Genomic DNA, 14,577 nt, shown 5'->3' with positions numbered 1-14,577 from the left:
ATTTCCTTGGCGGCCTGGGCGCTGCGCTGCGCCAGCGACCGCACCTCGCCGGCGACCACGGCGAAGCCCTTGCCCTGGTCGCCCGCGCGCGCGGCCTCCACGGCGGCGTTGAGCGCCAGGATATTGGTCTGGAAGGCGATGCCGTCGATGACCGAAACGATCTCCACGACCTTGCTGGAACTGTCGGTGATGTTCTGCATGGTGTGGACGACTTCGGCCACCGCCGCGCTACCCCGCTGCGCCACCTCGGAGGCGGTGCCGGCCAGCTGGTTCGCCTGGCGCGCATTGTCGGCGTTCTGCTTCACCGTGGCCGCGATCTGTTCCATGGAGGCGGCCGTTTCCTCCAGCGAGGCGGCCTGTTCCTCGGTGCGGCTGGACAGGTCCTGGTTGCCCGCGGCGATCTGGTGGGCGCCCACGGTGATCTCTTCCACGCCCCGATGGACCGCGGACACGGTGCGCGTCAGGCTTTCCTGCATGCGCTTGATGGCGGCGAACATCGAGCCGATCTCGTTGCTGTTGCGAACCTCGATCCGGCCCGTGAAGTCGCCTTCGGCGATCCGTTCGAAGCAGGCGCCTGCTTCCTGCAGGGGGCGCAGCACCATGCCGCGCAGGAACAGCCAGGCGAGCAGGGCCAGCGCCAGGGTGATGGCGACCATCGAGATGGCGATCACGCGGGCGCGCCGGTGGTCGGCCTGGGCATCCTCGACCATGCGATTGGTGGCCTGGTCGATGAACGCCAGGAAGTCCAGGGCGGCCTTGTTGAACGTGAGCGTGACGCTGCGCGATTGCGCGGCCAGGGCGCGGAAGGCTTCGGTGTCCTGCGAGGTCAGCGCGCGGATCTGGGCATCGATCGCGCCGCGGTAGGAGACGGCGGCCTTTTCGAGTTCCGCGACGTGGGCGTCGGCGCCGGCCAGGTGGGGGGCGCGGATGAACGCGTCCAGGCGTTCGGCGGCCTCGGATTGCATACCGATCGCGCTCTTCAGTTCTTCTGCGGCCTGCGCCTGCCGCTGCAGCTGCTGGTCCATGAAGGTGTTGGCCAGCAGCAGGCGGGCGCGCAGGAACAGCAGGTAGGCGTTGTTGAGTTCGCTGGCCTGCAGCGAATAGGCGTCGTTGACCTCGGCCAGATGGCGGTTGCTGGTGTTCAGGCTGAGCCACGAGGCGCCGTTGGATACGAGCATGGCGCCGGACAGCAGGAATAGCAGAGCGAGTACGCAGGTGCGCACCTTGAGGTTCTGGAACATCGGATTTCCTTTAGGAGGCAGGCCCGGCGGGTCCGGCGCCTGTGGGGGACCGCCGGCGGGGGCGCCGGCGGCGGATCAGGCGTGCGAGCGCGGCCGCACCTTTTCCCAGACGTCGGCGGGAATCAGCGCGCAAAGCCATTCCTGGCGTTGACGCAGGGCGTCGTCGTTTTGCGGCGAGCCCAATGCCTGGGCGAAATCGCCTTCGATGGAGCCGCCCAGCGATTGCTCGATCCGGGCCTGGAGTTCCGGCATGCCGTAAAGCGCGTTATGCACGCCGATGACGACGGTGCGCAGGGCTTCCAGTTGCGCGTGGCTGAGCGCGACGGCGTTGGCGAGTTTGCGGACGGTGTCCGCCAGCGTAAGCAAAAGATCGCGTTCGTTCATTTCCATGGCGCCGTCCCCTTCGTGTGCGGGCGCTCAGCCGAGGCAGCGCCTTGCCGCAAAAATTTAGTAAATCATTGCAAAGGGTTGAAATATTGCGACAGCTGCCGAGCTCGGGGAATGAGAATTTTCTGAAAATCCAGGGAAGGGCAAGGAATAGAATGGAGCCACTTCCGGAGGTATCCATGTCGGTCATATCCGATATCAAAATACGCCCGCTGGAGCGCGGCGACCTGCACTTCGTGCACAAGATCAACAATAACGACGTGATCATGCGTTACTGGTTCGAGGAGCCCTACGAGGCTTACGACGAACTGGTCGCCCTGTACGACCGCCACCTGCACGACCAGAACGAACGGCGCTTCATCATCGAGCACGATACCGGCCAGCCGGCCGGCCTGGTCGAACTGGTGGAGATCGATTACATCCACCGCCGCGCGGAATTCCAGATCATCATCGCGCCCAGCTACCAGGGCCGGGGCTACGCCAAGGCCGCGACCCGCATCGCGGTGGGCTATGCCTTCCGCGTGCTGAACCTGCACAAGGTCTACCTGGTCGTGGACAAGGAAAACAGCGCCGCCGTCCACATCTACGAACGCTGCGGCTTCCGCATCGAGGGCCTGCTGAAGGAGGAGTTCTTCTCCAACGGGGCCTACCGCGACGCCTACCGCATGGCGCTGCTGCAGAAAGACCATCTGCGCGACGTCGGCCCGGGTGCGCCGGACGCGCCCGTGCTGCGCGACTGGCCGCAGGAAGAGCAGGCGGGCTGAGGGCCGCGCCTGCCCGCCTGCTCACTTTGCTTCGGCGGGGGCTGCCTGCAGCAGCCGCAGTCCGTTGGCCACCACCAGCAGGCTGGCGCCCACGTCCGCGAAGACGGCCATCCACAGCGTGGCGTGGCCCGTCATGGCCAGCCCCAGGAACACCGCCTTGATACCCAGCGCCAGCGCGATATTCTGCACCAGCACGCTGTGCGTGGCGCGCGACAGGCGCAGGAACACACCGATCTTGCGCAGGTCGTCGTCCATCAGGGCCACGTCGGCGGTCTCGATGGCGGTGCCGGTGCCGGCCGCGCCCATGGCGAAGCCGATGTCGGCGCGGGCGAGCGCGGGGGCGTCGTTGATGCCGTCGCCCACCATGCCGACGCCGCCCTCGCGCGACAGTTTGCTTTCGATGGCGGCCAGCTTGTCCTCGGGCAACTGGTCGCCGCGGGCCTCGTCGATGCCGACCTGGCGCGCGATGGCCTGCGCCGTGGGGGTGTTGTCTCCCGTCAGCATCAGCGTGCGCACGCCCAGGGCGTGCAGGTCGGCGATGGCGGAGGCGCTGCTGGGCTTGACGGTGTCGGCCACGGCGGCCAGCGCCAGCACCCGCTTGCCGTCGGTGAGCGCGATGACGCTCTTGCCCTGGCGTTCCAGTTCGACCATGCGTGCTTCCAGCGCGTCGCTGGCAACGCCGGCTTCGCGCATCAGGCGGAGATTGCCCAACTGGAAACCGACGCCGTCGATCGAGCCGGAAACGCCGCGTCCGGGCAGGGCGGCGAAATCGGCCACGTCCAGCAAGGCGTTGCCGGCCTCGCGCGCCGCGGCCGCCACGGCCAGCGACACGGGGTGGTCCGAACGGGCCGCCAGGCTGGCGGCGACCAGCGCCGCGGGGTGGCGCGTCAGGTCGGACGCTTCCCAATCCTGCATATCGGTCTGCACGGGCTTGCCGTGGGTCAGCGTGCCGGTCTTGTCCAGTGCCAGCCACTTCAGGTTGCGGCCTTCTTCCAGGTAGACGCCGCCCTTGACCAGGATGCCGCGCCGCGACGCGGCCGTCAGGCCGCTGACGATGCTGACGGGCGTCGAAATCACCAGCGCGCAGGGGCAGGCGATGATGAGCAGCGCCAGCGCGCGGTAGATCGCGTCGTACCAGGGCTGGTCCCACAGCAGCGGAGGCGCCACGGCCACCAGCGCCGCGATGCCCACCACCACTGGCGTGTAGATGCGCGAAAAGCGGTCGATGAAACGCTGGGTCGGCGCGCGGGCGCCCTGGGCCTGCTCCACCGCGTGGATGATGCGCGCCAGCGTAGTGTTGCCGGCCGCGGCGGTGACGCGGTATTCGAAGGAGCCGGACGCGTTCACGGTGGCGGCGTAGACGGGGTCGTCCTGCGCCTTTTCCACGGGCAGGCTTTCGCCCGTAATGGGGGATTGGTCCACGGCGGAACTGCCGCTGACGATGATGCCGTCGGCCGCAATGCGTTCGCCCGGACGCACCCGCACGATGTCGCCCACGCGCAGGCTGGCGGCCGGGATTTCCGCCCAGCCGCCATCGGCCTGGCGCACCGTGGCGGTTTCGGGCGCCAGGTCGAGCAGGCCGCGGATGGCATGGCGGGCCCGGTCGAGGGAGCGGGCCTCGATCAGTTCGGCCACGTTGAACAGGAACATCACCATGGCCGCCTCCGGCCACTGTCCGATCAGCACGGCGCCGGTCACGGCGATGCTCATCAGCGCGTTGATGTTCAGGTTGCCGTTGCGCACGGCGATCCAGCCCTTGCGGTAGGTGCTGACCCCGCAGGCGAGGATGGCGGCCAGGGACAGGACGGCGGTGGCGGCCAGCGGCCAGCCCGCGAAATGCGAGAACTCGGACAAGGCGGCCAGCACGCCCGCGCCGCCGATCAACCACCAGTTCACGGGCTTGGCCGCGGGCGCCGGCGCCTGCGACGCGCCTTCGTTCAGCGGCTCCGGCGTCATGTCCAGGGACCGGATCGCGGCCATGATGCGGTCCAGCGCGCCCTCGGCGTGCACCACCGTCAGGACGCGCTGCATCAGGTTGAAGTCCAGCGCGTGCACGCCGTCCATGTTGTCCAGTTTCTTGCGGATCAGCGTTTCCTCGGTGGGGCAGTCCATCTGGCCGATGCGCAGGCGCGCCAGCGACTGGCCGGGGCCGGCGCTGAGCGCGGCCGCGCCGGCCGCCGATAGCGTGAAGGGCTGGGCGGCGTGGTCGTGGCCGCAGCACGACGCTTCGGCGTGGCGGCCGGCCGGGCCGACGTGATCATGGCCATGGCCGGAGTGACCGTGGCCGGAATGATCGTGGCCGGAATGATCGTGCGCCGCGTGGCCGTGATCCGCATGATCGGGCCCCTTGCGGGCGTGCGTGTCGCCCGGTTGTCCGCAGCAGGCGCCGCCGGGGCCGGCGGACGCGTGTTCATGTTGTTTGACTGGAGGTAAAGACATCGTCCTCTGCCTTGAAATATGCTGGTGACGCTATTGCACACCTTGGAGTTACTATAGGGTCAACCCCCAATATCATTCGGATGCGATCCGGGAGGCAATGATGCGTATCGGCGAATTGGCCACGGCGACCGGCACCACGGTCGAGACCGTCAGGTATTACGAGAAGGAAGGGCTGCTGCCCGCCCCGGAACGGGGCCTGAACAACTATCGCAGCTACGGGCCGCCTCATCTGGAACGGTTGCGGCTGATCCGCAACTGCCGGGCGCTGGACATGACGCAGGACGAAATCCGCGCCATTCTGTCCCTGGCGGACAATCATCAGACCGGCTGCGGCCCTATTAACGAATTGTTCGACGAGCACATCTCCCATGTGGACGAACGCATCGCCGAACTCACCCAGCTGAAGTCCCAGCTGACTGAATTGCGCCAGCGCTGCCTGTCGGCCCAGCCCGACGCGGAGAACTGCGGCATCCTGCATGGCCTGAACGAGATGCAGGTGGAGGAGCGCCACGAACGGCACACGCATCTGGGCTGAGTCCGGCCCGATGCCCTTGCTGCGCGCCGGGGGATCGGGCCCCCGGCCGGGCCCATCGCTTAATATGAGAATATGTTTCTTTCCCATTTGCGCAGGATTCCATGACCCTTACCCAGACCGCCACCCCGCTGCACGCCCTGATTTCCCGCCGTTCGTTCAAGTTCCTTCGCGCCCCGGCGCCCAAGCCCGAGGACCTCGAACAGATCCTGCAGGCCGCCATGTCGGCGCCGGATCATGGCGCCTTGCGCCCGTGGCGTTTCGTGGTGATCCGCGGCGAAGCCATCGGCAAGCTGGCCGACCTGGCGCTGGACGCGGTCAAGCGCAGCGGCGACCCGCGCATGACGCCTGAAAAGGAGAAGTCCGTGCGCGAATGGATGGCGGGCGTGCCGCTGTTCATCGCGGTGGCGCAGAAGATCGCGCACGACAACACCAAGATCCCCGAGCAGGAGCAGTTGCTCGCCACCGGCGCGGCAACCATGAATCTGCTGAACGCCGTGCACATGCTGGGATACGCCGCGTTCTGGAGCACCGGCATCGGCACCTATGTGGAAGAGGTCCAGAACGCGCTCGGCCTGGACTCCCTGGATTACCGTTTCCTGGGCTTCCTCGCCATCGGTACGCCGGCTTGCGCGGTGCCGCAGGCCAACCGCCCCGATTACCGCGAGTTCGTCACGGAGTGGAACGGTCCGGCCTGAGCCGTCCATCCCCCTTGCCAGACGCGAACCGGCCGTTGCGGCCGGTTTTTTGTGCGTGTCGAAAACGCCCCCTTGGGGCCTGCAAGCAGGCAAAGCCCGCGCAGCGTTGGCGGAGTTTCTATTGCCGACCCGTCGTGTCAGGCGTCGGCTTCGGACTCCCGGCCGAGTTCCGGCGCGTTGGCCACCAGCATGCGGCTGAGCAGGCGCGCCAGCAACTCGCGCTCCTGCGGCGTGAACATGGCGAGCAGCTCCTGTTCGGCCCGCGCGTGCGCGGGCATGGCCTTGTCGGCCAGGTGCCTGCCCTTGGTGGTCAGCGTGACCAGCACGCCGCGGCGGTCGGCCTTGTCGACTTCGCGGCGCACCAGACCCTGGCTTTCCAGCCGCTTGAGAATGTTGGACAGGCCGCCTGAACTGCACAGCAATCGCGCCTGCAATTGCGAGGGCGCCAGGCAGTAGGGCGCGCCGTCCACCCGCAAGGTGGTCAGTACCGCGTACTCGATGTACTTCAGGCCAAAGGGTTCCTGCGACGCATTGATGGCGCGCAGCACCACTTCCTCAAGCCGGATCAGGCGGCCCACGACCTCCTTGCCCGAACTGTCGATGTCCGGCCGCTCGCGTCGCCACTGCGCGATGCCGCGGCCGATGAGATCGTCGTCGGGATTCTGGTGGGAGCCGGGCGTGGCGGCGGCCGCGGCTTGCGTCGGGTTGTCGCGATGCGTCATGGATGCGTCCGGGATCGCCGGGTCTGTCCTGTCTGGAGAAGCATTTAACGCATTCCCGACAGCCTTTGCAAGCAGCGTGAAAACCCTCATTGAATTTATCTTTTCAGAAAGATAAATTTCCGAAAAGCACCAGATACCGGGGTTCCGTGCCTGATTGTCGTCAGGTAGAGACCCGGGCCCATCTTCTCGCGAGGAGGTTTCATGGACGTCAGGATTTCCAGGGCGCTTGCATGCGTCGCCATGGTCGGTATGTGCGGTTGGGGCGGCAATGCGCTGGCGGCCGACCTGGTGGTGGGTCTTTTCGGCGGTTCGTTCCTGGACGCATCGCGCGAATGCCAGATCAAAGCGTTCGAAAAGAAGACGGGCGCCCGGGTGCGCACCAAGCTGGGCAGTTCGGCCCAGTTCGCGGCCGCGGTCCGCGCCACGGGAGGCAAGTCCGACTTCGACGTGGTGTACCTCGACAATTCGCTCGCCACCCAGCTCAAGAGCGAGAATCTGCTCGAACCCATCGACCGCGCCCGCCTGGCCAATGCGAAGTCGGTGGCGCCTTCGGCCTTCGACGGCGATTCTCCGCACTATGTGAGCTTCATGACGGGGTCCACCGTCATCGTCTACGACACCACGCAGGTCAAGACGCCGCCCAAGTCCTGGAACGACCTTGCCGACCCTGCCTACGAAGGCAAGCTGGCCATCGGCGACATCAGCGGCACGGCGGGTTCGCAGTTCCTGCTGGCGTTGAACCGGATGCGCGGCGGCACGCTGGACAATCTCGACGCGGGTTTCGCCGCCATTGCGCCGCTGGCGAAGGCCTCGGCCCTGATGTATACGCAAGCCGACCAGATCGTGTCCCTGTTCGAGCGCAAGGAGATCGCCGTGGCCGTGTGGTACTCGGACCGCGCCGGGTCGGCCATAGACAGCGGCCTGCCGCTGGCGGTGGTCTATCCCGAGGAAGGTGCGGTCGGCATCCTGCCTTCGGTGGCGATTCCCAAGGGCAGCAAGAATCCCGACCTGGCCACGCAGTACATCGACGCGCTCTTGTCCAAGGAGGTGCAGACCTGCTTCGCCGAAAAAAAATACGCGGGGCCGGTCAACACCGAGGTCCAGCTGTCGGAGAAAGCGTCGCGGATCGTGGCGGTGGGCAAGCACTTCGACGAACTGTGGCTGCCCGATCCGGCGGCGGTGGCCCGCGGCATGCCGGCCTGGGTCGGCCGCTGGCAGCGCGAAGTCGCGCGCTGAGGCGCCGGAACACGGGATATCGCCATGCCTGCATTGACACTGGATCGTCTTGAAAAGCGCTATGAGGGGCATACGGCCGCCGCCGGCGTGTCCTTGTCCGTGAAGGACGGGGAATTCGTATCGCTGCTGGGGCCATCGGGCTGCGGCAAGACCACGGTGCTGCGCATGGTGGCGGGCCTGATCGCGCCCACCAGCGGCCGCATCCTGGTCGACGACCGCGACATCACCAGGCTGCCGCCCAACCAGCGTCAGGTCGGGCTGGTGTTCCAGTCGTACGCCTTGTTTCCCCACATGACGGTGTTCGAAAACGTGGCCTTCGGGCTGCGCCGGCAGGGCATGGGCGGGGCGGCCCTGCGGGCGCGCGTCGAGCAGGCCCTGGCCAGCGTGCGCCTGTCCGGCCTGGGCGAGCGCATGCCCAGGCAGCTTTCGGGCGGCCAGCAGCAGCGCGTGGCGGTGGCGCGTTCCATCGCGCCGCGCCCGAGCATCCTGCTGTTCGACGAGCCGCTGTCCAACCTGGACGCGGTGTTGCGCGATGAGATGCAGATAGAGCTCAAGCGCCTGCAGCGCGAGGTCGGCATCACGACGCTGTTCGTCACGCACGATCAGACCGAAGCCATGAGCATGTCCGACCGGGTCTGCGTGCTGGCCGGGGGCGTGGTGCAGCAATTCGACACCCCCGAGGCCATCTATCACCGGCCCGCCACGGGTTTCGTGGCCGGCTTCATCGGCCGGCCCAACCGGCTGCATGGCCGCCTGACCATCGACGGAAGCGGCCCGCAGGCGGAACTGCAGGGCGGGCACCGCCTGCCGGTGGCGCGCGCCGACGGGCTGGCGGCCGGCGACGCGCTGGACGTGGTGGTGCGCCAGGAGGATATTTCCATACAGCCGTTGAAGGACGCGGCCGGCCCGGGCCTGCCGGGCAGGATCGCGCTGCGTTCGTTCGTGGGCGCGCGGGTCCAGTATGTGGTGGCGCTGCCGGGCGGCGGGGAACTCATCGCCGATACGCCCACCAACGGCCCGCAGTCGGGGCTGGCGGCCGGCGTGGACGTGTGGCTGGGAGTGCGGCCCCAGCACGTGTACGCCACGCGCCGCGCCCGCGCGGAGACCGCGGCATGAGCCGCCGCTCGGCGGGCGCGCTGCTCGCGTCGCCCCTGTTGCTCGTGCTGCTGCTGGCCTTCGTGGGGCCGGCACTCTTCATGGCGCCGCTCAGCCTGCGCGAGTACCTGCCGGGCGCGGGCATAGGCACGGGCTATACGCTGGGCAACTACACCCGGCTGGCCACGGATCCGTTCTACCGCGAGGTCATTCTGCGCAGCCTGGGGCTGGGCTTGAGTGTGACGGCGCTTTGCCTGCTGCTCGGCTATCCGCTGGCCTGGGTCATCGCGCATGCGCGCCCGCGCCTCAAGCTGGCCCTGACCCTGCTGGTCATTTTCCCCATGCTGCTGAATCTGGTCGTGCGGTCTTTCGGCTGGATCGCGCTCCTGTCCAACCGCGGGCTGCTGAACAATGCCTTGATGGACCTGGGGCTGATCGAGCGTCCGCTCAAGCTCATGTTCAACCTGACCGGCGTCCTCGTGGGCATGGCGCATATCTTCCTGCCCTTCATGGTGCTGATGCTGGTGCCGGTCATCCAGGCTGTGCCGCGGGACCTGCGGGACGCGGCCTATACCTTGCAGGCGGGCAGGCTGCGCACTTTTCTGTCCGTGACGCTGCCGCTGACGGCGCACGGCATCCTGGCCGGGTCCATCATGGTGTTCGTGCTGACGATCAGCGCCCTGGTCACGCCCCGCATGCTGGGAGGGCCGACCTACAAGGTCATGGCCACCATGATCTACGACGACTTCCTGCTGACGCTGGACTGGCCGTCCGGAGCGGCGATGGCGTTCACGCTCACGGCGCTGACGCTGGCGGTGATCGGGGTTTCCAGCCGCATGCTGAAACGCTGGGGAGGCGAACAATGAGCGAACGCCGCGCGAGCGGGCCGGTCCTGACCGGCGTCGCCTTCCTGGTCGTGCTGTTCCTGCAGCTGCCGGTGCTGGTAGTGCTGCTGGCCGCGTTCAGCGACACGGCCTACCTGACTTTGCCGCCGAAGGGCCTGACGCTGAAATGGTTCGAGGCGGCGCTGAGCGATCCCGACTACCTGGAGGCCGCCTGGACCAGCCTGTGGCTGGCGGCCAGTTCGACCGCGGCGTCGCTGGCGCTCGGGCTGGCGGGCGCATGCGCCATCCAGCGCCGCATGGTGCCGGGCGCCGCCTGGCTGAATGCGCTGTTCATGGCGCCGCTGATTCTTCCTTCCGTGGTGCTGGGGGTGGCGCTGCTGCAGTACTACGCGGCGGCGGGGCTGCGCGGCAGCAATGTCGGCCTGTGGCTGGCCCACGTGGTCATCACGGTTCCCTACGTAGTGCGCGCGGGCCTCGCCAGCCTGGCGTCGGTGGACGAGGCTCTGGAGGACGCGGCCTGCGTGCTCGGCGCCGGCCGCCTGGAAGCATTCCGGCTGGTGACGCTGCCGCTGCTCAAGCCCGGCCTGGTGGCCGGGGGCCTGTTCGCCTTCATCACTTCGCTCGATAACGTGCCGGTCTCGGTGTTCCTGTTGTCCGCCAGCCAGAACACGCTGCCGGTGAAGATTTTCACCTCGGTGGAGCAGGGCGTGGATCCGTCGGTCGCGGCGGTTTCGGCGCTGCTCATCCTGGTGACCGGCATTGCCCTGGTGCTCGCGGAGCGCTGGACGGGTTTCCACAAGCATGTGTAAGACAAGGAGCGGCGATGTCCGTGACGAGTAAGGGTTTTCCGTTGTTCCTGACGTTCGACGTAGACGCCGAGACCATGTGGACGGCGCGCGATGCGGCGTACGCCAAGCGCCCGATCCTGATGTCGCAGGGCGCATACGGCTGGAAAGTGGGCGTGCCGCGCGTGCTGGCGCTGCTGGCGCGCCACGAGGTCAAGGCGACGTTCTTCGTTCCCGGCGTGGTGGCGCTGGCGCATCCGGACATGGTGCGCTCCATTGTGGACGGCGGCCACGAGGTGGCGCACCACAGCCATACGCACCGCTGGATCGTCAACCTGACGCCGCAGGAAGAGCGGGAGGAGATGGAACTCGGCATGGATGCGTTGGCGCGCACCGCGGGCTACCGGCCGCGTGGCTGGCGATCGCCGGCCGCCGAGTTCAGCGAGATCACGCTGGACCTGATCCGCGAGTACGGTTTCGACTATTCGTCGAATTTCTTCGACGACGATTCGCCCTATCTGCTGGAGATCGGCGGCCAGTCCACGGATATCGTGGAACTGCCGTTTCGCTGGGTGCTGGACGATGCGCCCTTTTTCCAGTATTCGATCGTGCTGCCCGGGCGCACCATGCAGTCGCCCTCGGCCGTGCTGGAAGCGTGGAAGCGCGAGTTCGACCTGTTGTACGCCGAAGACCGGATGATGATGCTGGGCATGCATCCCGAGATCATCGGCCAGCCGTCGCGCCTGTATGTGCTGGACGAGATGATCCGCTACGCCAAGGCGCACGAGCGGGTCTGGATAGACAGATGCGACGTGATGACGGACGACATCCGGCCGCGCCTGCGGAGCGCGGCATGAGCGGGGGCCGGCGCTTTTTGGTGGCGGGCGGCGCCAGCGGCATCGGGCGGGCGTTCTCGCGCCTGGCGGTGGGCCAGGGCGCGGCGGTCGCGATCCTGGACCGTGACGCGAGCGCGCTCGCGGAGGCCGGCCGCGAGCTGCCGCTGGCCGCCGCGCTGGCCTGCGACGTGACGGACAGCGCCGCCGTCGAACGCGCCCTGCGGGAGGCCGCCGACGCGCTGGGGGGCATCGACGGCGTGGTCAATTGCGCGGGCGTCGACCTGCTCGCCGACCTGGAGTCGATGCGGGACGACGACTGGAACCGCGTGCTCGCCGTGAACCTGAGCGGTCCCATGCATGTGTGCCGCGCCGCGGTGCCACACCTGAAGAAGGCGGGCGGCGGCAGCATCGTCAACGTGTCTTCCGCGGCAGGCCTCAGCCCGCTGCCGCAGCGCAGCGCCTATTGCGCCGCCAAGGCGGGGATCAACATGTTCGGCAAAGTGCTGGCGATGGAACTGGCCGCCTTCGGCATCCGGGTGGCGACCGTGTGCCCCGGCGCGGTGGACACGCCGCTGTTCCGTTCGAGCTACGAGGACGCCCCGGATCCGCAGGCCGCTCTGGCCGTCATACGCGGGCGCTACGCCTTGCGGCGCATCGCCAGGCCGGAGGAACTGGCCGAGGCCATTCTGTTCCTCAGCGGTTCCGGCGCCAGCTATATCACCGGGGCGACCCTGGCGGTGGACGGCGGCCGCAGCTTCCATTGAAGCCGCGCCAGCGCACTCTGCCGTGAAGAAAACGGACTGGACAGGACAATGCCATGAACGCGCGTTTCGAAGGGAAAGTCGTCGTCGCGACAGGCGGCGGGCAGGGCATAGGCGCGGCCGCGGCCCGGCGTTTCGCGGCGGAGGGCGCCCGGGTGGCGGTGCTCGATCTCGATGCGAAGGAGGCGCGCCGCGAGGGATGGGCCGCGCTGGCGGTCGAGGGCGACTGCACGACGCCCGCGGTCATGGAGGAGTTCTTCGCCCTCGTGGAATCCTCGTTAGGCCCGCCGGACGTGCTGTTCAACAACGTGGGCCAGAGCGCGCGCGAGCGGTCCGGTCCCTTCGCGGAATCGGAGGAGGCCACGTGGCGCTTCGTGCTAGAAGTCTCGCTGCTGACGGCGATGCGCGCGTCGCGGCTGGTCGCGCCGGGCATGCAGGCGCGTGGTTGCGGCCGCATCGTGAACATGAGCAGCGACGCCGCTTTCGCGGGCGACGCCGGGCTGGCCGACTACGCCGCCGCGAAGATGGGCGTCGTCGGGTTCACGCGTTCGCTGGCGCGCGAACTGGCGCCTTTCGGCGTCACGGTCAACGCGGTGAGCCCTGGCGCTATCCGAACCCGCGCGCATGAGCGCCTGTCGCCCGCGATCCTGCAGCGTATCGTGGCGCAGACCCCCGCGGGCTTCGTCGGCGGCCCGGACGACGTGGCCGCCGCCGTGGCCTTCCTTGCCTCCGAAGAGGCGCGTTTCATTACCGGGCAGACCCTGTTGATCGACGGCGGGCGCTGGATGGTCTAGGCCGGCTTCGGCGCCCAGGGACCGCAGGCGGCGCTTTTCTGTTTTACGGAGGAAGGAATGGATGAATTGACGAGCCTGGATGCAGTGACGCTGGCGGCGGCGATCCGGCGCGGACAGGTATCGCCGGTGGAAGCCGTGTCCGCGGCGCTGGCGCGCATCGCGGCCCGGGCCGACCTGAACGCGTTCATCACGGTGACGGCGGAGCAGGCGCTGGCCGCCGCCCGCGAAGCCGAGGCGGCGGTGCGCAGAGGCGATGCGCTGGGGCCGCTGCATGGCGTGCCGTACTCGGTCAAGGACCTGACCTTGACGGCGGGCGTGCGCACGACGATGGGATCCGCCATTTTCGAAGACTTCGTGCCGCGCGAGGATGCGGTGGCCGTGGCGCGGGTCAAGGGCGCGGGCGCCATCCTGATCGGCAAGACCACCACGCCCGAATTCGGGCACAAGCAAAGCACCGATGCGCCTCTGTTCGGCCGCACGCTCAATCCGGTCGATCCGCGCTACACCTGCGGCGCTTCCAGCGGCGGCGCCGCGGTGGCCGTCGCGGCGGGCATGGGGCCCTTGGCCCTCGGGACCGATGGCGGCGGCTCGATCCGCATTCCCGCGTCCTGCTGCGGCATCGTGGGCATGAAGGCCACGCTGGGCGCCATCCCCAATCTGCAGCCGGCGGATCTCTTCGGCGCGAACTCCTACGTGGGACCGATGGCCCGTAACGTCGCCGATACCGCCTTGCTTTACGGCGTGCTCCAAGGCGCCGACCGCCGGGATCCCTACGGCCAGCTGCCGCTTCCGGCGCGCGGGCCGGCCCGGGCGACGCTTGCGGGGCTGCGGGTCGCCTATCTGCCTGCTTGCGGCAATCCGGTGGACCCGGAGGTGCGGGCGGCCACGGACGCGGCGTTGCGGCTCATGGAGGAGGACGGCGCGCGCGTGGAGCCGGTGTCGCTGGATTTTGCGTCGCTGGAACGGCATTTCCTGGTCATCCTGGAATCGGTGACGGCGTCGCGCGTGGGGCCAAGGCTGGAGGCCTTCCGCGAACGTCTCGATCCTTCCCTGGTGGCGACGGTCGAGCGGGGCCGCGAACACGGCGCGGCGGCGCTGCTGGACGCGATCGCGGCGCGCACGCAGGCCTTCAATGCCCTGCAAGCCGTGTTCGAGCGTCACGATGTCCTGGCGTCGCCGACGGTGTCGGCGCCGCCCCTGCCGGTTACGCAGGACCCCAACGGCATCGTCGAGATCGCCGGCAAGCCCGCGGGCACGATACGCGGGGCCTGGTATCCCTACACCTATCCCATGAACCTCACGGGCCATCCCGCGCTGTCGATGCCCTGCGGCCGCTCGGCGGGCGGGCTGCCCATCGGGCTGCAGCTCTGCGGCCGTTGGCACGAGGACTGGCGGCTGCTCGACGTGGCGGCCCGCGTCGAGCGGCTGCTGGCCGGCTGAGG

15 protein-coding genes are annotated in these 14,577 nt (G+C 68.2%); 11 read left to right on the top strand and 4 right to left on the bottom strand.

All coding sequences use genetic code 11. The features are described from left to right. Together ACN6PJ_RS25760 and ACN6PJ_RS25755 are read right to left on the bottom strand one after the other, a co-directional pair. A partial coding sequence (locus ACN6PJ_RS25760; RefSeq protein WP_427998625.1) for a methyl-accepting chemotaxis protein occupies positions 1-1,241 on the bottom strand: 1,241 nt, incomplete at its 3' end. A gap of 75 nt (positions 1,242-1,316) precedes the next feature. Next, positions 1,317-1,631 (bottom strand): hypothetical protein, encoded by a 315-nt coding sequence (locus ACN6PJ_RS25755; protein WP_427998624.1) that lies wholly within the window; start codon positions 1,629-1,631, stop codon positions 1,317-1,319. Between the two features lie 176 nt (positions 1,632-1,807). On the opposite strand from ACN6PJ_RS25755, the gene speG reads away from it, so the two are divergent. Further along, a complete protein-coding gene (gene speG / locus ACN6PJ_RS25750) occupies positions 1,808-2,392 on the top strand; it encodes a spermidine N1-acetyltransferase (protein WP_043545604.1) in 585 nt (194 codons plus the stop codon). A gap of 21 nt (positions 2,393-2,413) precedes the next feature. On the opposite strand, the gene ACN6PJ_RS25745 is transcribed toward speG, so the two are convergent. Then, on the bottom strand, positions 2,414-4,831 hold the full coding sequence (locus tag ACN6PJ_RS25745; protein ID WP_427998623.1) for a heavy metal translocating P-type ATPase: 2,418 nt from the start codon (positions 4,829-4,831) through the stop codon (positions 2,414-2,416). Positions 4,832-4,931: 100 nt separating this feature from the next. Between ACN6PJ_RS25745 and cadR the strand changes: the two genes are divergently transcribed. Both cadR and ACN6PJ_RS25735 read left to right on the top strand, forming a co-directional pair. Continuing rightward, on the top strand, positions 4,932-5,366 hold the full coding sequence (gene cadR / locus ACN6PJ_RS25740) for a Cd(II)/Pb(II)-responsive transcriptional regulator (RefSeq protein WP_427998627.1): 435 nt from the start codon (positions 4,932-4,934) through the stop codon (positions 5,364-5,366). Positions 5,367-5,467: 101 nt separating this feature from the next. Next, positions 5,468-6,061 carry a nitroreductase family protein gene (locus tag ACN6PJ_RS25735; protein ID WP_427998622.1) on the top strand — a complete coding sequence of 198 codons (594 nt, stop codon included), beginning with the start codon at positions 5,468-5,470 and terminating at the stop codon, positions 6,059-6,061. 137 nt (positions 6,062-6,198) lie between these two features. Here the strand turns inward: ACN6PJ_RS25735 and ACN6PJ_RS25730 are convergent, their stop codons facing one another. Continuing rightward, complete coding sequence (locus tag ACN6PJ_RS25730; protein WP_427998621.1) at positions 6,199-6,783, bottom strand: MarR family winged helix-turn-helix transcriptional regulator; 585 nt, start codon at positions 6,781-6,783, stop codon at positions 6,199-6,201. Positions 6,784-6,984: 201 nt separating this feature from the next. Here ACN6PJ_RS25730 and ACN6PJ_RS25725 point away from each other — a divergent pair, with 201 nt between their 5' ends. The 8 genes from ACN6PJ_RS25725 to ACN6PJ_RS25690 are packed head-to-tail and all read left to right on the top strand — an operon-like array spanning position 6,985 to position 14,575. Next, entirely contained in the window at positions 6,985-8,019 is a 1,035-nt protein-coding gene (locus tag ACN6PJ_RS25725; protein WP_427998620.1) for an ABC transporter substrate-binding protein, read from the top strand. A 24-nt stretch (positions 8,020-8,043) separates the two neighbouring features. Beyond that, the gene (locus ACN6PJ_RS25720) at positions 8,044-9,135 is read left to right on the top strand and encodes an ABC transporter ATP-binding protein (protein WP_427998619.1); all 1,092 of its coding nucleotides are present in this window, start codon (positions 8,044-8,046) and stop codon (positions 9,133-9,135) included. Beyond that, entirely contained in the window at positions 9,132-9,980 is an 849-nt protein-coding gene (locus ACN6PJ_RS25715; RefSeq protein WP_427998618.1) for an ABC transporter permease, read from the top strand. The genes ACN6PJ_RS25720 and ACN6PJ_RS25715 overlap by 4 nt, the downstream gene beginning before the upstream one ends. Beyond that, a complete protein-coding gene (locus ACN6PJ_RS25710) occupies positions 9,977-10,768 on the top strand; it encodes an ABC transporter permease (protein ID WP_427998617.1) in 792 nt (263 codons plus the stop codon). The genes ACN6PJ_RS25715 and ACN6PJ_RS25710 overlap by 4 nt, the downstream gene beginning before the upstream one ends. 14 nt (positions 10,769-10,782) lie before the next feature. After that, positions 10,783-11,601, top strand: a complete 819-nt coding sequence (locus ACN6PJ_RS25705; protein ID WP_427998616.1) for a polysaccharide deacetylase family protein — start codon at positions 10,783-10,785, stop codon at positions 11,599-11,601. Beyond that, positions 11,598-12,344: an SDR family NAD(P)-dependent oxidoreductase gene (locus tag ACN6PJ_RS25700; RefSeq protein WP_427998615.1), complete on the top strand. Its 747-nt coding sequence runs from the start codon at positions 11,598-11,600 to the stop codon at positions 12,342-12,344. The genes ACN6PJ_RS25705 and ACN6PJ_RS25700 overlap by 4 nt, the downstream gene beginning before the upstream one ends. A 53-nt stretch (positions 12,345-12,397) precedes the next feature. Next, positions 12,398-13,135 (top strand): SDR family NAD(P)-dependent oxidoreductase, encoded by a 738-nt coding sequence (locus ACN6PJ_RS25695; RefSeq protein WP_427998614.1) that lies wholly within the window; start codon positions 12,398-12,400, stop codon positions 13,133-13,135. A gap of 57 nt (positions 13,136-13,192) precedes the next feature. After that, the gene (locus ACN6PJ_RS25690; RefSeq protein WP_427998613.1) at positions 13,193-14,575 is read left to right on the top strand and encodes an amidase; all 1,383 of its coding nucleotides are present in this window, start codon (positions 13,193-13,195) and stop codon (positions 14,573-14,575) included. Positions 14,576-14,577 lie beyond the last annotated feature (2 nt).

Source organism: Achromobacter sp. (genome assembly GCF_050285585.1).
In the GTDB taxonomy this organism is placed as follows: domain Bacteria; phylum Pseudomonadota; class Gammaproteobacteria; order Burkholderiales; family Burkholderiaceae_B; genus Achromobacter.
The sequence above is the reverse complement of the archived record's forward strand: the minus strand, read 5'-3'. Positions and strand labels throughout refer to the sequence as shown.